Genomic DNA, 23,991 nt, shown 5'->3' on the forward strand with positions numbered 1-23,991 from the left:
ATGTAAAAAAGGATCTTTGACTTGAGCAAAGATCCCCCTTATCTCATCTTTATACTTCTTCACAATAGTCTTCGAAACTGCGTTGCAGCTTACCGATGACCTCCATCGGTTCAAATCCTTCAATATCATGCCGCTCAACCATTGTTTGGATTTTCCCGTCTTTCATCAGCGCAAAGGACGGAGAAGAAGGAGGGTAGCCTTCAAAAAACTGACGAGCTCTTTCCGTTGCCTCACGGTCCTGTCCCGCAAAAACCGTAACCAAATGATCTGGACGCTTATCATAATGGATGGCATGGGAAGCAGCGGGACGGGCAATCCCTCCGGCACAACCGCAAACTGAATTAATCATCACGAGAGTTGTTCCTGATTTCGTTAATGCTTCTTCCACTTCTTCAGGGCTCGTTAACTCTGAATAACCCGCATTTGTAATTTCATCACGTGCCTGGGTAACGACGTCATTCATATAAATATTAAAATCCATATACATGGCTCCTTTTCTAAGTATTATCAACATTTTACCAAGTTTAACGCAGTCTTTCAATAAAGTTGCTACTCTGAGCAGGTAAGACATATAGAAAGGGAGAGATAACTATATATAAAGAAGCCCCAGGCTCAACTGGGGCTTTCCTCTTAATAAACAGAAGTATGCTCTTTGGACATGCTTTCAAGAATTTCTTTAACGCGGGCAAGGAAATTTCCAGCCACAAGGCCATCAAGTACTCTATGGTCTAAGGATAAACATAAGTTTACCATATCACGTGCTCCGAACATGCCGTCCTGATAAACAGGTTTTTTCACAATGGACTCAACTTGCAAGATGGCTGATTGAGGGTGATTAATAACTCCCATTGACTGGATGGAACCGAAGGAACCGGTATTATTTACCGTGAACGTTCCGCCTTCCATATCCTTCGAAGTCAATTTCCCTTGTCTAGCCTTTCCAGCAAGGTCAGTAATATCCCGGGCAATGCCTTTAATGCTCTTCTCATCCGCATCCTTGATAACAGGGACAAAAAGCTCGTCTTCTTTTGCAACAGCAATATTGAGATTGATGGCTTTGCGCTGAATAATCTTGTCACCAGCCCATGTACTGTTAAGTTCCGGGTAGTCTTTCAAAGCCTGGGCCACTGCTTTAACAAAGAAAGAGAAGAACGTTAGGCTGTATCCTTCTTTTTCTTTAAATTGTTTCTTAAGCGAATTGCGAAGCTCTACTAAATTCGTGACATCAACTTCAACCATCATCCACGCGTGTGGAATCTCGGTTGTGGACTTCACCATGTTTTGGGCAATCGCTTTTCTCACCCCTGTCACAGGTACCTCAACATCACCTTCTCCAGCTTGTACATTTGGTGCAGCTGGAGCAGCTTTCGTTGGTTCCTGGTTCGGTACCGTTTTAACAGAGGGCTGATCAGGCGCCTCTGTCGACTCACTAGCAGCAGGTATTTCCCCGCTTTCAATAATTTTCTCAATATCCTTCCGGGTTATCCTTCCGCCACGACCGGAACCTTCGACCTGATTCAAATCGATCTCGTGTTCTTGAGCCAGTGTCAACACAGCTGGAGAATAGCGTTTCTTGCTGCCTTTTTCTTTCTTGGTTTTGTTTTCATCAGGTGAAGAAGCTTTCTGCTTAGGAGCTTCATCCTTGGAGGATTCCTCCGTTTTTTCCTTCGTGTCTTCACTTGGTCTACCAGCATCAGCAGAACCGGTACCTTCAACGTCGATATAACACATCAGTTCACCGACTTCTATTGTATCGCCTTCTTGTGCGATAAGCTCTTTAATTGTTCCCGTGAAAGAGGACGGAACCTCTGCATTTACTTTATCTGTCATAACCTCTGCAATTGGATCGTATTTGTTGATTTGATCTCCTGGCTGCACAAGCCAGGAATTGATCGTACCCTCCGTGACACTTTCACCAAGCTGAGGCATGTTGATTTTCTCTAATCCCACAAAGAACTCCTCCTCTAATTAAAATTCTGCTAAATCCCGCATCGCTTTTTCAACTTTATCAGGATTCATCATAAAGTATTTCTCCATAGTTGGGGCATATGGCATAGAAGGGACATCAGGACCAGCTAACCGTTTGACAGGCGCGTCCAAATCAAACAAACAGTTCTCACTGACTACCGCTGCTACTTCAGATATAATCCCGCCTTCTTTATTGTCCTCTGTGACTAGTAATACTTTCCCAGTTTTTGAAGCGGCTTCGATAATAGCTTCCTGATCAAGTGGATACACCGTTCTTAAATCGAGAATATGAGCATCAATGCCCTCCTCAGCCAATTTCTCGGCAGCTTGCAGAGCAAAGTGCACACATAGTCCATAGGTAATAACAGTAATATCCGAGCCTTCACGTTTAACATCAGCCTTGCCTAGAGGAAGCGTATAATCATCTTCCGGCACTTCACCTTTGATCAATCGGTATGCCCTCTTGTGCTCAAAGAAAAGTACTGGATCATTATCACGAATAGAGGCTTTAAGCAATCCTTTTACGTCGTAAGGAGTAGAAGGCATAACTATTTTAAGCCCAGGTTGATTGGCGAACACCGCTTCAACAGACTGGGAGTGATAGAGCGCCCCATGAACACCGCCGCCATACGGTGCACGAATGGTCATAGGTACATTCCAGTCGTTATTCGAACGATAACGGGTCTTCGCGGCTTCAGAAATAATTTGATTTACAGCTGGCATAATAAAATCAGCAAATTGCATTTCAGCAACAGGCCGCATCCCGTACATCGCAGCGCCGATCCCCACGCCTGCGATAGCAGATTCTGCCAGTGGAGTATCTAACACACGATCTTCTCCAAATTGATCATATAACCCATCAGTAGCACGGAATACGCCTCCACGCTTGCCGACATCTTCACCCAGAACAAATACTTTCTCATCACGTTCCATTTCTTCTTTCAATGCTTGGGTTACAGCTTGAATATAAGATATGACTGCCATTTTTAAAGCTCCCCCTCCTTACTCTTCATATACATAGTTCAATGCAGATTCAGCTTCAGCATACGCTGCGTTTTCAGCATAGTCTGTTGCTTCATTGACTAATTTGTTTAGTTCTTCGTTCATTTCAGTTTCTTTTTCTTCTGTCAAAATGTTCTGCTCGCGCAAATAGTTCGCAAACGTAACTATCGAATCTTTTTTCTTTGCTTCGTCAACTTCACCACGTTCACGGTAGGTACGGTCATCATCGTCACTTGAGTGCGGAGTCAACCGATAAGAGACCGCTTCAATGAGGGTCGGCCCATCGCCATCTCGGCCACGATCTGCAGCTGCTTTGACAGCTTCATAAACAGCGAGCGGATCATTTCCATCCACTGTATAACCAGGCATACCATAGCCCACGGCACGGTCAGATACTTTCTCGCAAGCAAGTTGTTTCTGCACAGGAACCGAAATAGCATATTTGTTATTTTCCACCATGAAAATCACTGGTAATTTATGAACACCGGCAAAGTTTGCTCCTTCATGGAAATCTCCCTGATTTGATGAGCCTTCTCCAAATGTAACAAAAGAGACAAAATCCTTTTTCTCCATTTTTCCAGCCAGTGCTATTCCTACAGCATGTGGAACTTGCGTCGTAACTGGTGATGACCCTGTAACTATGCGATTTTTCTTTTGGCCAAAGTGTCCTGGCATTTGGCGTCCACCAGAGTTTGGATCTTCTGCTTTAGCAAATCCTGAGAGCATTAAATCTTTAACAGTCATACCAAAGGAAAGCACGACACCCATATCACGATAGTAAGGCAATGCATAATCCTTCTCGCGGTCAAGAGCATAAGATGCCCCCACCTGAGCTGCTTCCTGTCCTTGACAGGAAATTACAAATGGCACCTTCCCAGCTCGGTTTAGCAGCCACATACGTTCATCAATTTTTCTTGCTAACATCATTGTACGGAACATGTCTAACACTTGCTCATCAGATAATCCTAATGATTTATGGCGATTGTCAGTCACGTGAAACCCTCCTTTTTTATTATCCATGTATTTGATTGCCATCAACAGCCATTGCCGCCTCCCCAATCGCTTCAGCGAGCGTTGGGTGCGGATGAATACTATCAGCAATTTCCCACGGAGTAGCATCAAGAACTTTGGCAAGACCGGCTTCTGAAATCATATCCGTCACATGCGGACCGACCATATGAACACCTAGTAGATCATCATTCTCTTTATTAGCAATCATTTTTACAAACCCATCTGTCTCTCCAAAAACAAGAGCCTTGCCGATAGCTTGAAACGGAAACTTACCTACTTTAACATCATAACCTTGCTCTTTCGCTTGTTGTTCAGTTAAGCCGACACTTGCGACTTCGGGGTTCGAATAAATACAAGTTGGCACCTGCTCAGCATTCATTGGGTGTGGATGTTGATTTGCCATATGCTCAACAGCGATAATGCCTTCATGTGAAGCCACGTGTGCCAGCTGCATACCGCCTATTACATCACCAATCGCGTAAATATGAGATTCTTTCGTTTGGTAATTCGCGTTGGTTTTAATGAAACCATTCTCCACTTCGATATCTGTATTTTCTAAGCCGATATTGGTAACGTTGGCATTACGGCCAACAGAGACTAACATTTTCTCCGCATCATAAGTAACCGTCTCACCACCCAATTCCGCTTGAATCGTTACACCTTCGCCTGTCTGGAGTGTTTCTGATAGCACCTTCGCATCGGTTACAATCTCAACACCCTTTTTCTTCATTTGTTTTACCATCTCTTTAGAAATGTCCTGATCTTCAGTAGGTAAAATGTGTGGCAAGTATTCCAATACTGTTACTTTCACCCCGAAGTCTGCTAGCATAGAAGCCCATTCGATTCCGATAACCCCTCCACCCACAATAATGATGGAAGCGGGAAGCTCGTCCATATGGAGAGCTTCATCTGATGTCATGACAAATTCTCCATCGACCTCTAACCCTGGCAGTGACTTAGGGCTTGAACCTGTAGCAACTAATACATTTTTCGGTATCAACATTTCATTTTCTTCGCCATTGTTCATCTCAACAGAAATCGTGCCGGCTGTCGGTGAAAAGATAGAAGGACCGAGAATTCTGCCAAAACCTTCGATTACATCAATTTTTCCTTTTTTCATCAAACCCTGTACACCCTTATGTAAGGTATCAACAATTGATTGTTTACGTTGCTGTACCTTTGTAAAGTCTAAAGTTGGTTCAGATGTAGTAACACCAAAATCCTCAGCTTCTTTTGTTTGTCGAAATACTTCCGCACTGCGTAAGAGTGCTTTAGAAGGAACACACCCACGATGCAAGCATGTCCCTCCTAGTTCTCGCTTCTCAACTATCGCAACTTTCAACCCTAGTTTAGATGCACGTATCGCAGCAACATAGCCGCCAGTGCCCCCACCTAATACAACTAAATCATATTCTTCGGCCATACCTGTCTACTCCCTTCTATTCCACAAAGTTTGGGTATTGTTTCGGGATTTCCTCGTTTTGCAGCACTCGAAGCGTCCCTTCGTTTAGAGCTTCTAACTCGTTTTCGCCAGGATAAACAAGCACGTCTGCAATCCAGTCAATCCGTTTAGAAATCTCACTTATAAAAGCCTTCCCATAAGCGAGTCCACCCGTCAATGCTATCGCGTCCACTTTCCCTTCAAGAACCACACTCATGCTTCCGATCTCTTTAGCAATTTGATAGGCCATGGCGTCGTATACTAGTTTTGCCTTTTTATCGCCATGTTCGACCATATTTTCTACTTCGACTGCATCATTTGTATCTAAATAAGCCATTAACCCGCCTTGTCCTACTAGCTTTTTCATTACTTCATCCCGATATAATTGCCCAGAATAACATAGAGAAACCAGATCTCCAGCGGGTACAGTCCCGGCCCGCTCTGGAGAAAAAGGTCCGTCTCCATGAAGACCGTTGTTCACATCAATAACCCGTCCGTTAACATGGGCTCCTACTGTAATTCCACCACCCATATGGGTGACTAACAACCGAGATTCTTTATATGTCTGCCCAAGGTCTTTTGCTGCCCTTCTGGCTACAGCCTTCTGATTCAAGGCATGAAAAATACTTTTCCTCGGTATCTCCGGTACACCAGAGATACGCGCCAGATCATGTAATTCATCGACAACAACAGGATCGACAATATAGGCACCGATATTTAAACCTTTAGCAATTTCAGAAGCGATGATCCCCCCTAAGTTAGAGGCATGCTCCCCGTTGTATCCTTCTTTTAAGTCCTCAATCATCGCTTCATTCACTTCATACGTACCGCCTTCAATCGGACGAAGCAATCCTCCACGTCCGCAGACAGCACTCAATTTACTAATATTAATTCCTTCTTCATCAAGCACACTTAGAATTACTTGCTTACGAAATTCATATTGATCGATGATTCTTTTATATTGATTAACCTCTTCTGGTTTATGACGAATCGTCTTTTCCAAGACAACCAGCTCATTGTCAAATACACCAATTTTCGTTGACGTTGAACCAGGATTAATAACAAGTATTCGGTTTAATTGCAAAATCTTTGACCTCCGTTACTCTATCTTCTACTTAAAATGTGATGACCGTTTTTCAGAAACTGGCTGCGGGATTTGCGCATTTGTTCAATTCGTTCTTCAGCCATTCGATCTGCAGCTACATAAGATGGGATGTTGTCGCGGCGGGAGATCTCAAATACTCCTGCTACATTGGAATAGATAGTTTCTACACGCTTCATAGCACGCTCTTCATTGTATCCGTGGAGTTCGTCTGCCACGTTAATAACCCCACCAGCATTAATTACATAATCAGGTGTATAAACGACACCCTTTTCATGAAGAATATCTCCATGTCTCGTTTCTTTTAATTGGTTATTCGCTGCTCCAGCGATCACTTTAGCCTTAATTTGCGGAATAGTATCATCATTAATAGTTGCTCCTAATGCACAAGGTGAATAAATATCACAGTCGACACTGTAAATTTCATCTGTGCCAACAGCTTTTGCCCCAAATTCATTAACTGCACGCTGAACAGCCTCTTCATTAATATCTGTTACGATTAAATTCGCACCTTCCTCATGTAAATGACGACATAGGTTGAATGCTACGTTACCAACACCCTGCACGGCGACGGTTTTACCTTCTAATGAATCACTTCCGAATCCTTCTTTAGCGGCTGCTTTCATACCGCGGTACACACCATAAGCGGTTACAGGTGATGGATTCCCTGAAGAACCAAACGCTTCTGAAATTCCTGTTACATAATCAGTCTCTTCATGGATAAGATCCATATCCTGAACGGTCGTTCCCACGTCCTCCGCAGTAATATAACGTCCGTTAAGTCCTTGGATAAAACGACCAAATGCTCTGAATAAGGCTTCGTTTTTAACTGTTTTCGGATCACCGATGATGACGGTTTTTCCTCCGCCAAGGTTAAGTCCTGCAGCCGCATTCTTATAAGTCATTCCCTTAGCAAGACGAAGCGCATCTTCTATTGCTTCCTCTTCTGTTTCATATTGCCAGATTCGTGTTCCGCCTAAAGCAGGTCCGAGTGTCGTATCATGAATAGCGATGATCGCTTTTAAACCTGATTGCTCATCTTGACAGAAAAGTAATTGCTCATAATCATATTTTGTCATATACTTGAAAATTTCCATTGTTTATTCCTCCAATTATTTGCTTGTTTGTAGGGCTAGCGCTAGTGAATATACTTTGCTCTGAGCAGAATCAGCTCGAGATGTTAATACTATTGGAGCTTTAGCCCCGCTTATCACTGCAGCCACCTTTGCACCTGCATAGTACATAAATGATTTGTATAGAGCGTTGGCTACCTCAATAGTAGGGACAACGAGAATATCAGCCTCGCCGGCAACTTCTGAAGTAATTCCTTTTTGCTCAGCAGCCTGGCGGTCTACCGCATTGTCAAATGCCAATGGCCCGTCTACGATACAGTTTTTGATTTGACCACGGCGATTCATTTGCGTCAGAACAGCTGCATCCTGTGTGGCTGGCATAGTTGGATTAACGACCTCAACTGCTGCGAGCGAGGCAACCTTTGGTAAGGTCCAGCCTGACTTGACTGCCACTTCTACAGCATTATTAATAATGTGAACCTTTTCCTCAATAGTTGGGGCAATATTCATTGCCGCATCTGTTAAAAAGATAAGGCGCTCCTGGTTTGGAACTTCGAATAAAGCAACATGGGATAGTACGCGGCTTGTGCGCAACCCGAATTGTTTATTCAACACAGCTTTTAATACCTGTTTTGTATCAATCTGCCCCTTCATCACCACATGTGCTTCCCTGTTCCGAACGGCCTTTACAGCTTCTTCGGCAGCTACTCCAGCCTTAGCATGCTTAACTCGAATGCCTGGTTGAGTCAGGTCAAGCTCCACCTGTTCTGCAAGATTTTCTATTTCAGGCTGGTCACCTACCAGCAGGAAGTGCCCTATATTAAGTTGCAGGGCATGTTTAACGGCCCTCAGAACTTCTCGGTCTGCTGCCTGAGCAACAGCCACTACCTTCAGATTTTTCTGATCTATTTTATGAAGCAGCTCATCTAAGGTTTTCAATTTGTTCACCTCTTATCCATAAATCATAACCATGCAATTTATTGCAGGTTATTTGGCTCGTTCTTTATCAAGCTTATATTTATCAAGTTTGTAATAAAGATTTCTAATCGAAATACCTAACGCTTTTGCAGTTTTGGTTTTATTAAAATTGTGAGACCGGAAAGCATCTGCTAATAGGTCCTTCTCATAGTCATCTACAGCATCCTGAAGTGTTCCGCCAAGCCATACTGCCTCTTCTCCAGGTACGTCAGAAAAAGCAGATTCATGATTGACAAGAGAAGGGATATGTTTCTTCTCAATAACATCTTGAAAATTCTCCATATAGATCATTGCTCTTCCGATTATGTTCTCAAGTTCCCGAATATTTCCCGGCCAATCATAATCCATCAGTTTGTCTAAGGCTTCATTATGAATGGTTCCCACAATCCTCCCATAATCTTCATTCAATTTTTGAATAAGATGATTCGCGAGCGGAACAATATCTTCTTTTCTTTCTCTTAGAGGAGGGATGTAAATCGGTAATCGATTTAAACGATAATATAAGTCTTCTCGAAAGGTTTTTTTCATTATTGCTTTCTCTAAGTTAATATGTGTTGCTGCGATCACGCGCACGTCTACATGAACAGGTTTAGTCCCTCCAACCCGAACAATCTCCTGGTCCTGTAAAACGCGCAACAGCTTAGCTTGCATAGTTAGTGTAAGTTCACCGATCTCATCCAAAAAAATACTGCCATGATTGGCTTCTTCAAAAAGACCTTTCCTGCCGTCTCGTTTCGCACCGGAAAAAGTCCCATCTTCATATCCAAACAGTTCACTTTCAAGTAACGGTTCAGCTATCGCCGCACAATTCACCCGAATAAATTTATTGTGTCTCCGCTTGCTTTCATTATGAATCGCATGGGCAAAAAGCTCCTTGCCTGTCCCCGATTCACCACGCAACAGCACCATAGCAGGTGTTCTTGCCCCGACTTTTGCCTGCTCGAGAGCCAGGGTCATCTCTTGTGAATCTCCAATGATGTCATCGAATGTGTATTTCGCTTCCAGGTTTCGTATTATCTGCCGCGCCCGTTTTAACTCGCTCGTCAATGCCTGGATTTCTGAAACATCATGCAAAACACCGACGCTTCCCTTTAACTTTCCATCGACTATTACAGGAGCCACATTGACAAGTACCTCTTTCTCAGCAGGCCCCACCTTCATTCGTACTCCACGAACGGGGCGCCTCGTTTTAAGCACTTTCATATGCATACTTTCACCCTCAGAAATGTCAACAGTTGCAGGCCTGCCAACAATTTCATTCTCTTTCAGACCAGTTATACGAGTATAAGCGGGATTAACCATTAAACCGTTTCCATTTTCATCTACGACTGAAATTGCTTCATCTGAAGACTGAATAATCGCTTCAAGCATTGTTTTGACTTCTTTTAAATCGGTGTTCTCTTCGGCTAAATCGACGACTTCTGTAATATCTTTAAAGACCGCATAAGCCCCGATAACTTTCTGGTCTTTCCCGATAATTGGGATTCGTGTGGTAATCACCTTGTATCCGTTTTCAAGCTTGAGTTTTTGATTCACTTCTTTACGCTTAGACTTCAATACTTGCGGAAGTCTGGAATCTGAAATAATATGCCGTACATGCTGGCCCACAACCTCACTCTTATGCTGGCCGAGAATACGCTCTGCACTTTTATTCATAAACGAAACCTGTTCACTTTCATCAATTACAATCATTCCGTCGTGAATACTATTTAATATTAACGTTTGGTTATCTGTTTGCTGTTTTATTTCGGTGAGTAAAGATTCCTTCTCCTCTAACAGCTCAGATGTGATGTATGCTACGTCACCTGGTATTAATACTGTGTTACTTGAACGCTCTGCACGAACATCTTTGAAAACTTGGTCACTGCCTGTCGCCTCTATAACAATGTCTATATCTTTATGTATAAAATTTCGCCAGTCCTCACCTGTTTCGATCCCCCATAAGGAAGCTTGTTCTAATCCTTCGGCATTAGGATTCACGTCTGTTACAGCAACAACTGTCATACGATCTGTTTCTCTCAATAACCGCAATAAGGCTATTCCGCCTTTGCCTGCTCCGATAATGAGTACACGTTTCATTTCATCACACCTTGCAATATTTTGCGCACTTACATCGTATCCTATTCTGCATTATTTAGCAAGAGAGGACTCTATTTTCAGTTCACAGTGGATTTGATATACTATACAAGGATTGAATAATAAAGGAGAACAGGTTTATGCGTATCATCGCGTTATTATTATTGGTTACCCCCGGGGTAATAGCAGTGATTGGAATAAAATTAATTCGAGACGCTCTGTTTAATGTCTTTCATCCGATGTTCTTTCACGTTGCGATTCAAGGGATTGTAGGGTTGCTGTTTGTGGTAGGAGGAGTAGCTTTTATCGGAGGATTTATACTTCACAGAGACCGTAAACGAAATCTCACAAAAGGACGTTTCAGAAAGAAGTAGAGCCTTATGCTCTGCTTTTTTTAGTCATAGATGGGCAACCTTATAAAATGAGAGACCTGATAAGATCGCACCTATTTTTATAGAAGGAGTGCTGCTTGTGAATGACCCCGTGGAATTTTACCGAAGTCAATACCCATTCGACTTGTTAACAGATCAAGAATTTAATGAAATTTTCAGCAAAGCAGAAATCAAAGAATATAGTAGCAATGAGTTTATCATCCATGAAGATGAGAACGATGAAATAATTAATATTCACTTTCTCATTACAGGATTAGCTAAAAATATCATGCACCGTTCAAACGGAAAACAGATTTCCGTTCGCTTTTATTATCCTGGCGATTTAGTTGGAGTCATGATCCTCTTAACGAGTGGTGAAATGAGATTTTCAGTCCAGGCACTTGAACATGTAAAAACGCTCCGCTTTGAGCGTACAGCCTTTCTGGAAGTCATGTCGAATAATACCCAATTCTCAAAGGTAGTCATGGATGGAATCAGTCATCTTATGAAAAGCTTGTATGACGAAATTAAATATAAAAGCTCAACCGATGACCAGGATGATCGAGAGCTTTATAAGAAAAGAGCCGGTGCCTATATGGAACCGCCTGCTTTCATCCATCCTGCTGAATCAATTGAGAAAGCAGCTCGAATGTTACAACAAAAGAAGATTGAAGCTCTAATAGTGAGCGAAGATAAAGAAAGCTTACTCGGCATGGTAGGGTACGGAGATTTGCTGAAAGCTTATTTCGAAAATAGCCATAAAGATCCGGTTAGAAACCATATGTCAGAAGAATCTTATTCCATTAGTGACCAGGAGTTTATATATGACGCTTTAAGCTATTTAAAACACCATCCGACAGAAATTATACCCGTACACCATAAGGATAAAATTGTCGGGATACTAAGGCAGTCCTCCTTCTTTACAATCAAGAACTCGGTGTACTTTGATTTAACGTACCGGATTTCTAATGCTACAAATCTTGAAGAGATTCAAATATTATCTCCTGTTTATAACAGTCGCTTTCAAGAATTTGTGGCAAGTCTGATTGAGGATCAAATGTTTGCTTATGACATTGCTGAACTGATTACCAACTATAATGACCGAATTCACAAGCAAGTCATTCAAATTGCCGAGGACGAAATGGTTGCTGAAGGGTACGGCACACCCCCTGTGAACTATTGCTTCCTCGTAATGGGAAGTGAAGGCCGTAAAGAACAGGCATTTTCCACAGACCAGGATAACGGGATGATTCTGTCTGACTATGAACAATCAAAGAATAAACAACACATCGAGCAGTATTTCCGCTATTTTTCTGAGAAAATTAATGCCATGCTAGATCAGTGTGGATTTCCTTACTGTAAAGGGGGAATCATGGCTAAGGAAGATAAGTGGAGACAGCAAACAAGTCAATGGCACCAAAGTATTAATACATGGATTGAAAAAATGGATGCAGAAGAAATTAGGGACTTCACGATATTTGCTGACTTCCGCCCTATTTTTGGCGACTTTTCACTGGCTTATGATTTAAAAAAGTATGTTACTCAACGAGTTCAAAAGTCACTTGGATTACATCAGCTGCTCATGAAGGATACCCTCAGATTTCGGGTTCCAGTTCAACCATTTGGCCGAATTTCAGGGGTTAAAAAGAAACGCACCCTGAATATTAAAAAGTCAGCCATTATGCAGATCGTCAATGCGATTCGAATTTATAGTATGAAGTATGGTGTAGAAGCGATCAATACAGTGAACCGCCTGGATGCCTTAGGGGAACAGGAACGCTTTCATCCAAGAGATGTTGAAAATGCCAAGCTTGCTCTTCACCGGCTTATGCTTTTTCGGATAAGGGAAAACCTGAATCAAATGCGATCAGAGTACCCTCTCTCAAATGAGTTACCATTATATGAATTAAATAAATCCGAGCGGCGCGCTTTAAAGGATGCTCTACTAATAGCGAAGCGATTACAACAAGTACTCGAACTCAGTTATAACCGAAATCGGGTGAAGTAATGCTTCCTACTGACTTACAAATTTTAAAATATATCTTTATCGAGAAACCCATTTACTACACTAAAATACGTCAACAGATGAACTGGGGAACGTACAAAGAGCTGCAGGGGAAACTGAGAGAATTTAAGATTGACCCTGACATAAGAAAATCTAACCTGCTTGATCTGGACTATACTATTTTTGATTTAGAAACGACAGGATTCATACCTGAAATTGGTCATGAAATTATTTCGATTGGGGCTGTGCGGAACCATGGTCTCGATTCATGCCACATAGATACCTTTCATCACATTATTCGGCCGATCAGACCTGTTTCTGAGGCTACTCTAAATTTAACCGGTTTGACACGGGAACAGTTAGCAACTGGACGAACCTTTGTGAACAGTTTGAAGCATTTCCTGGATTTTAGCAGAGGTTCTATTCTTGTAGCCCACCCTGCTAAATTTGATGTACGCTTCCTCCAAACAATGCTCAAACGCTGGAAATTACCTGAATTCACCCCCCCTGTTATTGATTCGCAAATGATGGCTGAGTGGTTATTTCCTGCAATGAAGCCACAATTGGATCCGCTGATCAAACAGTTTCAAATCGAACGAAGAGAACGTCACCATGCATTGAATGATGCTATGATGACTTCCGAACTGTTTTGTAAATTACTCGATTGTACCATTCAACGTGACATTCAGACATTTGATGATTTATATCAAGTGTTACTTCAAACAAAAAGAGCGAGAAAGCCTAAATAGGTGCTTTCTCGCTCTTTTTTATTACAAGAAAAAGGTACGGTAAAGAGACCGGACTGCCGGTTCTAAACCACTCGATTTAATTCCGAACATCATGGACACTTCCGATGACCCCTGGTTGATCATCTCAATGTTAACGTTCGCGTGTTGAAATGCGGTTGCAGCCTGACTCGCAATCCCAATTGTTTCATTCATGCCCTCTCCCACAAGCATGATCATAGCCATATCTCTTTCAACCGTTATCGTATCAACTTTTAATTCCTCAGCAATTCGATTGGTCACGATCGTTTCTTTAGCTTTTGGCAGTTGATGTTCACGAATAATAACTGACATATCATCAATTCCTGAAGGAGCATGTTCAAATGAAATCCCTTCATCTTCTAAAATTTGTAAAAGTCTGCGGCCAAATCCTAGTTCGCGGTTCATTAAGTATTTACTAACATAAAGGTTCAAAAATCCGGAATCACTTGCTATTCCTTTCACATGTCCCTCATCCGCTTCTCGCACTGAAACGATCATGGTACCTTCTCCATCAGGATTATTCGTATTTTTTATACAAACGGGAATCTTTTCCTTAAATGCCGGAATCAAAGCTTCGTCATGAAATACCGAAAACCCAGCGTATGATAGTTCACGCATTTCTTTGTACGTCAACGTTGTCAGCTTCATCGGGTTATCGACTATAGTAGGATTTACACAGAATACAGAATCTACATCGGTGAAGTTTTCATATAATTCGGCTTTAATACCTGCTGCTACTATTGACCCTGTTATATCCGACCCCCCGCGTGAAAACGTTACGAGCTCACCTTCCGGGGTATATCCAAAGAACCCTGGTATAACAAGGATCTCCTTCTGCTTTCTAAGTTCATATAGTCGGTCAAAACTTTCATCAAGCACCAAAGCTCCTCCTGGTTCATCACGCACCAGAATACCCGCTTCTTCTGGGTTTACATAAGATGCTTCCTGTCCACTTGAGCGTAAATATGCACTTAAAATTAGGGCCGTTCCATCTTCACCACATGATTTTAAACGGTGCAAACCTGAGTTATAATCTTTTTCAGTATGTTCACAAGCCTTATCAATGCGGCTTTGGATCGTACGGAGGATTTCTTCGGAGATCTTCAAGTCCTTCACAATAGTTGCAAAACGCTCTATTACCCTGTCATAGGCCAACTCATCCCTTGTTCCGTTATAAATGGATTCTCCTAATTTGATTAACAAGTCCGTTGTTTTCGTATCGTCAGGGTACCTTTTTCCAGGAGCTGAGACGACAATCACTTTTCTATTATGATCTGAGGCAATAATATTTGTCACTTTTTTTAATTGATTTGCATCGGCTACAGAACTTCCGCCAAACTTAACAACCTTCATTATGTACAACTCCCCAATTCAATCTAATAATTTAGAATTGTATCATAAACACATTCTTTTTGAAAATTAAAAATCCCTCACCTATCATGGCGAGGGATTCCTTTTCGTATTAACTTGCTTTATGTTCCAGCCGCAGACGGTCAGCAACCATCGCGATAAATTCACTATTCGTCGGCTTAGCTTTTGTGGAAGAAATTGTATATCCGAATAAGGACGAGATCGCATCAATGTTACCCCGGTTCCATGCTACTTCGATCGCATGGCGAATTGCACGTTCAACCCGAGAGGCTGTGGTATTAAATTTAGTAGCAATATCTGGATACAGAACTTTAGTTATGGACCCAAGAAGCTCAAGATCACTATAAACCATTGTAATAGCTTCTCTTAAGTACAAGTATCCTTTAATATGCGCAGGTACGCCTACCTCATGGATAATATGTGTAATGCTTGTATCCAGGTCAGGCTTTTTCGGTTTAGTATAGCTGCTTCCAACCGCACGATTAATCGGGTCGCCAGCGTGTTTAATTTGTCTTACCTGTTCACTGAGGTGGTCCAAGTCAAAAGGTTTCATCATAAAGTAAGCTGCACCTAATTCAACGGCTTTCTTAGTAACTTCTTCTTGTCCAAAAGCGGTAAGCATGATGACTTCAGGCGGATTTTCAAATTCTCTAACCTGTTGCAGGACAGCAAGCCCATCTACATGTGGCATAATAATATCTAATATTAGTACATCCGGCTTTTTATTACCTAGCATGTCCAAACAATCTTTGCCATTATATGCTGCACCAATCACTTCAATATCCTGAGTTTCCGCAAAATTCTCCTCAAGAAGCTTTACTAATTCACGGTTATCATCTGCTAAACAAACTTGTACCTTTTCCATTACACTTCCTCCTCACAAAATATTCCTAATCTTCCACTAAACCTATTCGACATTTAAAATAAGAACCCTTTTTATTATAACAAATAAATTCGAATTATTTAACATTATCTTTAAAATGCTTCTTATTGCTCTTATATTCTTTAAAATTCGATAAAAAGCAACACTGATTGTCGAATTTTGTCGAATTGAAAAAGGGTGTTCAAAATTTCTCTTTTGACACACCCTCTTTCATCATCCAGCTTTATTTAATTCTTTTTCCTCACTTTTATAAATATCAACTCCGGCTTCTTTCAACATCCATTCAATATGAACCCCGTAACCTGACGTAGGGTCATTTACGAATACGTGTGTGACAGCACCGATAATCTTACCATTTTGAATGATCGGGCTACCGCTCATACCTTGTACAATCCCGCCGGTTTTCTTCAATAGTTCAGGGTCAGTTATTTTTACAATCATTCCCTTTGTGACAGGCTTATCCTTGGGCATATTACTGACAATTTCAACATCGAATTCCTGGAGCTTTTCACCCTCAAGTACAGTTAAAATTTTTGCAGGGCCTTCTTCGACCTGTTCTGAGTATCCAACAGGTAAACCATCTGGATACTTCTCATTAATGATTCCATCATCTAATTTCCCGAAAATACCGAACGCACTGTTTTCCGTTATGGTCCCAATCCGATCTTCTTTTAAGGAAAATTCAGCTCTTTTTTCGCCGGGAACACCCTGGCTTCCTTTTTCGATTGAGGTTACATTTGACTCTACAATGGTTCCTTTATTAATTTCAATTGGCTGCCTTGTATCCATATCTGCAATGACATGGCCCAGGGCACCATACTTCCCTGAATCTGGATGATAAAAAGTCATCGTCCCGATTCCAGCGGCTGAATCACGAACGTAAAGACCGATTTGATATTGATCATCTTTTTTATTCAAAGATGGAGTAAGCGACGTCTGAAACGTTTCTTCTCCTCTTTTGACTGTTAATTCCACTGGTTCATTTTGATCTCCTGACTTTTCTACAATCTTAGAAAGCTTCTCCATACTGTTTAATTCTTCTCCATTTCCTTTTAGAAGAATATCTCCGACTTGAATATCTGCTTTCTCTCCCGGTGAAGTTGACTCTTCCTTATTTTCATTAACAAGATGATGTCCGACTACAAGAACACCTTTCGTTTGAAGCTGAACTCCAACCGAATGACCGCCAGGAACTAAACGGATATCCTTCATCTTTCTTACATCCGTTTTCTTTAAAGGAATTCCGGCAAATTCATGAAATACCTCACTAGTGTTTGGCTCGACAGTGTCAGAAGAAAAAGCTGTTCTTGCTTCATCTGTTTGACTCCAAGCTTGAGAAGACTCAATTGACTGGGAAGTACTAATACGAAGTTCTGTAGGGATGGATAAATATTCTTGAAATGGGCTAAATAAAGGTAAAGCGAGCATCAACAACAGGAGAACGGAGCCACATATATATCTAATTTTAAATTGGTGAAACACTGGTAAACACTCCCTCTCACTCCTGTGCCAATGAATTGGCTTACTTATAATGTGGTCCTCAACTGCTGTTTTTAAACGAGCATAATCACAGAAATTATAGGATGCATTGCCTTAGAAAGAAACATTCTCCAATCTTAAAGTGAAGCAGAAATGTATAAAGATATAAAAGTGTACAATATCTAAGGAAATACTGCTTTATACAGCTAATCATGAAATATTTCCCATAAGAAAAACGCATGGAAATCCATACGTTTTTTACAAGTCTAAGCATTCTGTTTATGTTTAGTGGCGAGGGCTAACAATTCTTTTGCATGTTCGATCGTTGTATCTGTCATCTCGGCGCCTGTAATCATCCTGGAAATTTCATCCGCTTTTTCCCCTGCGGATAACTCAGTAACTACAGTGGACGTTCGATCGTTAGTAACATCTTTTTCAATTCTAATATGAGTATCAGCCATAGCGGCAACCTGTGGCAAATGTGATATGCACAAAACTTGGGAGTCGATAGAGATTCCTTGGATTTTCTCTGCAATTGCCTGAGCCACTCGGCCGCTGACACCAGTATCAACTTCGTCAAAAATAACGCTCGTTACACCTTGATGACGTGAAAAGATACGTTTGAGGGCAAGCATAATCCGAGACATTTCTCCTCCTGAAGCTACTTTGTGCAGTTCCTTCAGCGGTTCGCCAGGATTTGTAGTAATTAAGAATGTAACGGTATCAAAACCACTGGAAATCAATCGTACATGCTTTCCGTCAAATTCAGGGTCATCTGGCCGCCCCTCTTTTATTTCTACATTCGTCTGAAATGACGCCTTTTCCAAGTATAAATCTGTTAATTCTTCATGGATCATTCTGGCTAAGTGTTTGGATGCTTTTGTTCGAATATCATGAATGTTTTTAGCTTCAAGAACTGCATCTTTTCCAAGTTCCGTAATTTGCTTCTCCAATTTATCGAGGTGAGAATCCTTATTTGTAATCTCATCAATCTCCTCTTCGATTTTCGAAGCATATTCCAGCATATCCTTAACGGTTTGCCCATATTTTTTCTTCAGTCGATTTAGTTCGTTTAACCTTGACTCAATATCATTTAAACGTTCTGGGTCAAATTCAAGCTCAGCCATCTGATTACTTAACTGAAACGTCAACTCCTCTAGAACATAATAACTGTTTGACATTTCCTCCGAGAGCTTCTCTAATTGGTTGTCATAATCTGACGTATTCTCTAAAGAAGTCATCGCCAGACTCAACCAGTCTAACCCTTTCTGTTCGCCATATAACGCATTATAGGCATCATGAATCCCCTGATACACTTTCTCATAGTTCATGAGCTTTTTTCGTTCTTCCTCGAGTTCTTCATCTTCAAATGGACGTAAATCCGCCTGTTGGAGTTCACGCAGTTGGAATTGGAGCAAATCAAGTCGTTGAGCCACTTCCTGTTCATTTTCACTAAGTTCATTATACCTTTTTTTAACCGTCTGATAGCTTGAATATAACCGGTGGTACTCCTCTATAGAAGGCGATATCTCATCTATAATAAACATGTCCAAAAGGTCGATGTGGTGCTCAGGGTTCATTAAGGATTGTGTTTCGTGTTGGGTGTGAATATCAATTAAAGTAGAGCCAATCTCTCTCAAAATTCCCAGTGTAACCAGCTTCCCATTTACCCGGCAAATACTTTTCCCTTGTCGAGTGATGACCCTTTGCAATACAACCATGCCGTCTTCCCCGATCTCAACGCCGAATTGTCTGCCTTTTTGAAAAACAGGGTGAGTCATATCAACTGTAAATAACCCCTCAATTTCTGCTTTATTTGTGCCATGACGGACAAATTCAACAGAGCCTCGGCCCCCTGACAATAGCTGTATGGCATCAATAATAATTGACTTACCAGCACCTGTCTCTCCTGTAAGTACTGTGAGACCTTCCTTAAATGTGATGGATACTTGATTAATGATGGCAAAGTCCTTTATCGATAATTCAGTTAACATAGCGAATCACCTCAGCTATAACATATTTAACAACTGTTCACTGATGCTTTCGGTTTGTTCTTTACTTCTGCAAATAATCAAACAAGTGTCATCACCGCAGATGGTCCCCATAATTTCTTCCCAATCAAGATTGTCAATAAGGGCGCCTACTGCATTAGCATTTCCTGGCAGTGTTTTTAAAATTATAAAATGACCCGCTTGATCAATACTAACGAAAGCATCCATCATTAATCGTTTTAATTTTTCCAAGGGATTGAAACGCTGATCAGCAGGTAAGCTGTACTTATACCGCCCATCAAGCATCGGAACTTTTACAAGGTGTAACTCTTTGATATCCCTCGAGATCGTTGCTTGTGTGACGTCATAGTCCATCGCCTTCAACCGGCTCACTAACTCATCCTGCGTCTCGATGTCATCGTTCGTAATTAATTCGCGAATCTTAATATGACGCTGTCCTTTATTCATAGCCATCCTCCCATAACAAAAGGGCTAAATAGTAGCCCTTGAATGTCATCCATATAAATCCTATTTTCATAAACCCTATTTTCGATGTGCTTCATGCGCTTCCGCCACAACACTATCCACTTCGACATAATCGTCTATATCTCCTGCTTTTTTGCCGGTCCAATATAAATGAACAAGAAATTCGATATTTCCATCGCCGCCGGTAATCGGTGAAAACGTGAGGTTCTTAACCGTAAAACCCAGCCCGTTAGCGAAGTCGAGAATTCTCTGAATCACCTGTTTGTGGATCGCAGCATCTTTAATAATCCCTTTTTTACCCACTTGTTCACGACCTGCTTCAAACTGTGGCTTAATTAAAGCCACCACATCACTGTTTGCATTCAACAGATTCGTTAATACAGGCAATATCAAACGGAGTGATATAAACGAAACATCAATGGAAGCAAATTGAGGTGTTCCTTCTGTCAGGTCAGCAGGCGTCACATACCGAAAATTTGTTCGTTCCATGACAACTACTTGGGGATGATTTCTAAGCTTCCAGTCCAACTGATTGTAACCTACATCAATTGCATAGCTAAGGCGAATACCATTTTGCAAAGCACAATCCGTAAATCCACCTGTCGATGAACCAATATCGAGCATCGTCTTCCCTTTTAAGTCCATCCTAAACTTGTCAAGGGCTTTTTCAAGTTTTAACCCGCCTCTGCTGACATAAGGAATGGCGCTTCCCTTAACGGTAAGTTCAATCTCTTCGTCAACTTTTTGGCCAGGCTTATCGAGCCGGTGATTTCTTTCGAAAACGAGACCAGCCATTATGGTACGCTTAGCCTTTTCTCTCGTTTCAATCAGTCCCCGTTCAACTAGCAATAAATCTAATCGCACTTTTCTTCCCATAATTTAAGCCCTCTGTTTTTTCTCAGGAATAATTTCTTTAATGTTCTTTATCACGTTGTCTTCCGTCAATCCGATTTCTTCCCAAAGTTCAGGTACGCTGCCGTGTTCGATAAATCGATCAGGAATACCAAGTCTGTTTACCCAGGAAAGATAGTTGTGTTCTTCTTTAAACTCCAGAACACTTGAGCCGAACCCTCCCTGAAGCACAGATTCTTCAACAGTTAATATTGGAAGTTTATTCTTCATTATGTCATGAAGCATTGCCTCATCCATCGGTTTTATGAACCGTGCGTTGACAACACGTACGGATATACCCTCTTTACTAAGCCGTTCGCTGGCAGCAAGAGCCATAGGAATAGTTGTACCGAATGTTAAGATAACAACATCTGTACCTTCTTTTAGTACTTCCCAGCTGCCAATCGGTATCGTTTTCAGCTCTTTACTCATCTCGACTCCTAATCCATTTCCTCGCGGATAACGGATAGCAATCGGTCCATCATCATAGGAAACAGCAGTATGAACGAGATACTGCCCTTCATTTTCATCCTTTGGCATAGCGACCACCATGTTTGGAACTGAGCGAAGAAATGCCACATCAAACACTCCCTGGTGAGTTTCACCATCAGCACCAACCAAACCAGCTCGGTCCACACCGAATATAACATTTAAGTTTTGTCTTGCTACATCATGAATCACCTGGTCGTACCCTCGTTGTAGGAAGGTGGAATAAATAGCCAAAAACGGTTTCATTCCTTGAGTAGCCAATCCAGCTGATAAGGTGGTGGCATGCTGCTCCGCAATCCCGACATCGAACAAGCGGTCCGGAAATTCTTCACCGAATTTTTCAAGCTTAGACCCCAGCACCATTGCCGGTGTGATTGCTACAACTCTTTTATCGACACGAGCCTCTTTTCTTAGCGTTTCGCTTATCACTTCGCTCCACGCTGGCGGAGCGTCAGTCGGTTTAATTTTCTCCCCAGACTCAATTTTATAGGGACCGACGCCATGCCACTTATCTTTCTTGTCTGTTTCAGCGGGATGATACCCTTTTCCTTTTTGCGTGATGACATGTACAATCACAGGTCCGCTTGTCTTCTTAGCATAATTTAAGTTCTCAAATAAGTCTTGATAATCATGTCCATCTACTGGACCGTAATAGGTAAAACCTAATTCCTCAAAAAACATTCCAGGCAGAACAAAATATTTCATACTATCCTTCAATCTTTCAGCGGCCTGAGCCAATCTTCCTCCGACAGCAGGAATCCGCTTAAGTATCCATTCTAAATCGTCCTTTGCCCGGTTGTATTTTCCGGCACTTCTCATGCGCCCTAATGCTCCGTGCAGGGCACCTACATTTCTGGCAATGGACATTTCGTTATCATTTAAGATAACGGTTACATTCTTTTTCTCATCACCAATATGATTAAGAGCCTCAAGAGCCATACCGCCTGTGAGAGCCCCGTCCCCAATAATAGGCACGATCGAATGCGATTCTTTTCTCAAATCGCGGGCAATAGCCATGCCCATGGCTGCAGACAATGAGGTCGAACTATGGCCTGTCTCCCATGTATCATGTTCACTTTCATTTCGTTTCGGAAAACCGCACAACCCATTGTACTTACGTAACGTATCAAAACGGCCAGCACGCCCTGTTAATATTTTATGAATATAAGACTGATGTCCGACATCAAACAGCAAACGATCTTTCGGACTCTCAAACACTCTATGCAAAGCTAACGTAAGTTCTACAACCCCCAGGTTAGCACCTAAATGTCCTCCTGTACCTGACAAATTTTCGATAAGAAACTTGCGCATATCTAATGAAAGTTCTTCTAATTGACCAATCGACATTTCCTTCAGAAATGAAGGTTCTTTAATCTTGTACAGATCCATTAAAGGACCCCCTTAGCGTGATTTTCTAGCATGATTTGATGCGCTAGAAAGAATATTGATTTTTGTTTTATCTTCTACCCAGGCAATGAAGCGGGCAGTTGTAAAGATGACTTTAGTGGAAGAATGGATGGCAAAGTACTTTCCAAGAGCTTTGCCGCCCACCGTTAAAGCTGCCACGATACTCGTCACGAATACCGAAAAGACTAGCTGAAAGGTAGAGCCGTCGTCATGTCCCAGAACATTAACAATTTGCAGGACTACTACAGTAGAAGCAGTTCCACTGACTATACCAGATATATCCCCGATTACATCGTTACAGAAACTTGCAAAGCGATCAGCATTCCTAACGATGATAATCGCTTCCTTAGCTCCACGAATTTTCTCGGAAGCCATGGAATGAAAAGGGGTTTCCTGTGCTGCCGTCGCAGCTATCCCTAGCATATCAAATATAACCCCTATAAATACAATAGCTAGTACAATTAAAATCCCCACTGCCCATATGACACCGCTTAACGCTGATGTTGAAACAACTGAAAAAATAGCCGCTAACACAAAAGTGATAACGGCAATACTCAAACTAAATTTTAGTGATTTTTTAAATTGATTATCCATTTTCAACCTCATTATTTATATACATTCGTATGTAGGAAAGGAATGGTCATGAAAAAGGTAAAAATTACGGCTTAGGTCTAGTAGGTTTTCCCAATCAGATACCGAGTGTCACCACTCTGGCGGTTCCCCTTTAAATCTGACTCAGCCCCGTTCCCGGTGACTGGACTAGATTGCCACTGAGTCCGTACTATAATTCCCTTTTCACGTCCGTCCCAGAACAGTCTAGGGGATTTCCCCGACAGCCTTTAACCGTTCCTTAGCCTCTTTTGCAGTTCCGATTTCATATAGCTCAAGCCTTCATTTTCAGTGGCCATCCGAAAATTTGAATGCTCCATGACTATAATCCCCTCGACCCCACTCAAGGCAGGCTACGCTGCTTATACAGTAACCCAACCATATAAAGCAGGTTCATACCCCATTTCATAAGAATCTCCGGCGGGAGATACTCTTACAAAGATGGGCCTCCGCGGAAGAAGGGTCAACGCCCACATGCCTTTGTGGATCGCCCTGCCACCTTAACTCCCAGCACCGACCCAAGGCTGGGCGCCTCAAGCCGGCACAAGGAACTTCATCGATGTGCCCTTTGGCGGATTTTTAGGCCCGCCT

General features: G+C 41.8%; 20 protein-coding genes. 3 read left to right on the top strand and 17 right to left on the bottom strand.

What is annotated here, in order from left to right; all coding sequences use genetic code 11:
- Positions 1–49 precede the first annotated feature (49 nt).
- The 9 genes from P9989_RS12345 to P9989_RS12385 all read right to left on the bottom strand — a co-directional run bounded on the left by P9989_RS12345 (position 50) and on the right by P9989_RS12385 (position 10,654).
- Entirely contained in the window at positions 50–487 is a 438-nt protein-coding gene (locus P9989_RS12345; protein WP_283075218.1) for a BrxA/BrxB family bacilliredoxin, read from the bottom strand.
- Positions 488–630: 143 nt separating this feature from the next.
- A complete protein-coding gene (locus P9989_RS12350) occupies positions 631–1,950 on the bottom strand; it encodes a dihydrolipoamide acetyltransferase family protein (RefSeq protein WP_283075219.1) in 1,320 nt (439 codons plus the stop codon).
- Between the two features lie 18 nt (positions 1,951–1,968).
- Positions 1,969–2,952 carry an alpha-ketoacid dehydrogenase subunit beta gene (locus P9989_RS12355; protein ID WP_283075220.1) on the bottom strand — a complete coding sequence of 328 codons (984 nt, stop codon included), beginning with the start codon at positions 2,950–2,952 and terminating at the stop codon, positions 1,969–1,971.
- Positions 2,953–2,970: 18 nt separating this feature from the next.
- A complete protein-coding gene (locus tag P9989_RS12360; RefSeq protein WP_283075221.1) occupies positions 2,971–3,990 on the bottom strand; it encodes a thiamine pyrophosphate-dependent dehydrogenase E1 component subunit alpha in 1,020 nt (339 codons plus the stop codon).
- Complete coding sequence (gene lpdA / locus P9989_RS12365; RefSeq protein ID WP_283075222.1) at positions 3,983–5,404, bottom strand: dihydrolipoyl dehydrogenase; 1,422 nt, start codon at positions 5,402–5,404, stop codon at positions 3,983–3,985. The genes P9989_RS12360 and lpdA overlap by 8 nt, the downstream gene beginning before the upstream one ends.
- A gap of 16 nt (positions 5,405–5,420) precedes the next feature.
- Positions 5,421–6,506, bottom strand: coding sequence for a butyrate kinase (gene buk / locus P9989_RS12370; RefSeq protein WP_283075223.1), 1,086 nt, complete (start codon positions 6,504–6,506; stop codon positions 5,421–5,423).
- Between the two features lie 20 nt (positions 6,507–6,526).
- Complete coding sequence (gene bcd, locus P9989_RS12375; RefSeq protein WP_283075224.1) at positions 6,527–7,621, bottom strand: branched-chain amino acid dehydrogenase; 1,095 nt, start codon at positions 7,619–7,621, stop codon at positions 6,527–6,529.
- 15 nt (positions 7,622–7,636) lie between these two features.
- Entirely contained in the window at positions 7,637–8,536 is a 900-nt protein-coding gene (gene yqiS, locus P9989_RS12380) for a phosphate butyryltransferase (protein ID WP_283075225.1), read from the bottom strand.
- Positions 8,537–8,584: 48 nt separating this feature from the next.
- Positions 8,585–10,654, bottom strand: coding sequence for a sigma 54-interacting transcriptional regulator (locus P9989_RS12385; RefSeq protein ID WP_283075226.1), 2,070 nt, complete (start codon positions 10,652–10,654; stop codon positions 8,585–8,587).
- Positions 10,655–10,791: 137 nt separating this feature from the next.
- On the opposite strand from P9989_RS12385, the gene P9989_RS12390 reads away from it, so the two are divergent.
- The 3 genes from P9989_RS12390 to P9989_RS12400 all read left to right on the top strand — a co-directional run bounded on the left by P9989_RS12390 (position 10,792) and on the right by P9989_RS12400 (position 13,776).
- Positions 10,792–11,025, top strand: a complete 234-nt coding sequence (locus P9989_RS12390; RefSeq protein WP_283075227.1) for a DUF2627 domain-containing protein — start codon at positions 10,792–10,794, stop codon at positions 11,023–11,025.
- A 97-nt stretch (positions 11,026–11,122) separates the two neighbouring features.
- Positions 11,123–13,030, top strand: coding sequence for a DUF294 nucleotidyltransferase-like domain-containing protein (locus P9989_RS12395; protein WP_283075228.1), 1,908 nt, complete (start codon positions 11,123–11,125; stop codon positions 13,028–13,030).
- 77 nt (positions 13,031–13,107) lie between these two features.
- Positions 13,108–13,776, top strand: coding sequence for a 3'-5' exonuclease (locus tag P9989_RS12400; protein ID WP_283075229.1), 669 nt, complete (start codon positions 13,108–13,110; stop codon positions 13,774–13,776).
- Positions 13,777–13,797: 21 nt separating this feature from the next.
- On the opposite strand, the gene P9989_RS12405 is transcribed toward P9989_RS12400, so the two are convergent.
- From P9989_RS12405 to P9989_RS12440, 8 genes are all read right to left on the bottom strand, one after another.
- Positions 13,798–15,147, bottom strand: a complete 1,350-nt coding sequence (locus P9989_RS12405; protein WP_283075230.1) for an aspartate kinase — start codon at positions 15,145–15,147, stop codon at positions 13,798–13,800.
- 109 nt (positions 15,148–15,256) lie between these two features.
- Entirely contained in the window at positions 15,257–16,030 is a 774-nt protein-coding gene (gene spo0A, locus P9989_RS12410; protein WP_283075231.1) for a sporulation transcription factor Spo0A, read from the bottom strand.
- A gap of 231 nt (positions 16,031–16,261) precedes the next feature.
- Complete coding sequence (gene spoIVB, locus P9989_RS12415; RefSeq protein ID WP_390307102.1) at positions 16,262–17,530, bottom strand: SpoIVB peptidase; 1,269 nt, start codon at positions 17,528–17,530, stop codon at positions 16,262–16,264.
- A gap of 263 nt (positions 17,531–17,793) precedes the next feature.
- The gene (recN, locus tag P9989_RS12420; protein WP_283075232.1) at positions 17,794–19,521 is read right to left on the bottom strand and encodes a DNA repair protein RecN; all 1,728 of its coding nucleotides are present in this window, start codon (positions 19,519–19,521) and stop codon (positions 17,794–17,796) included.
- A 15-nt stretch (positions 19,522–19,536) separates the two neighbouring features.
- Positions 19,537–19,986: a transcriptional regulator AhrC/ArgR gene (gene ahrC / locus P9989_RS12425; protein ID WP_283075233.1), complete on the bottom strand. Its 450-nt coding sequence runs from the start codon at positions 19,984–19,986 to the stop codon at positions 19,537–19,539.
- A 75-nt stretch (positions 19,987–20,061) separates the two neighbouring features.
- Positions 20,062–20,883: a TlyA family RNA methyltransferase gene (locus tag P9989_RS12430; protein WP_283078904.1), complete on the bottom strand. Its 822-nt coding sequence runs from the start codon at positions 20,881–20,883 to the stop codon at positions 20,062–20,064.
- On the bottom strand, positions 20,884–22,773 hold the full coding sequence (dxs, locus tag P9989_RS12435; protein ID WP_283075234.1) for a 1-deoxy-D-xylulose-5-phosphate synthase: 1,890 nt from the start codon (positions 22,771–22,773) through the stop codon (positions 20,884–20,886).
- Between the two features lie 12 nt (positions 22,774–22,785).
- Positions 22,786–23,385, bottom strand: coding sequence for a CNNM metal transporter family protein (locus P9989_RS12440; protein ID WP_283075235.1), 600 nt, complete (start codon positions 23,383–23,385; stop codon positions 22,786–22,788).
- Positions 23,386–23,991 lie beyond the last annotated feature (606 nt).

Source organism: Halobacillus naozhouensis, from assembly GCF_029714185.1.
In the GTDB taxonomy this organism is placed as follows: Bacteria; Bacillota; Bacilli; order Bacillales; family Halobacillaceae; genus Halobacillus_A; species Halobacillus_A naozhouensis.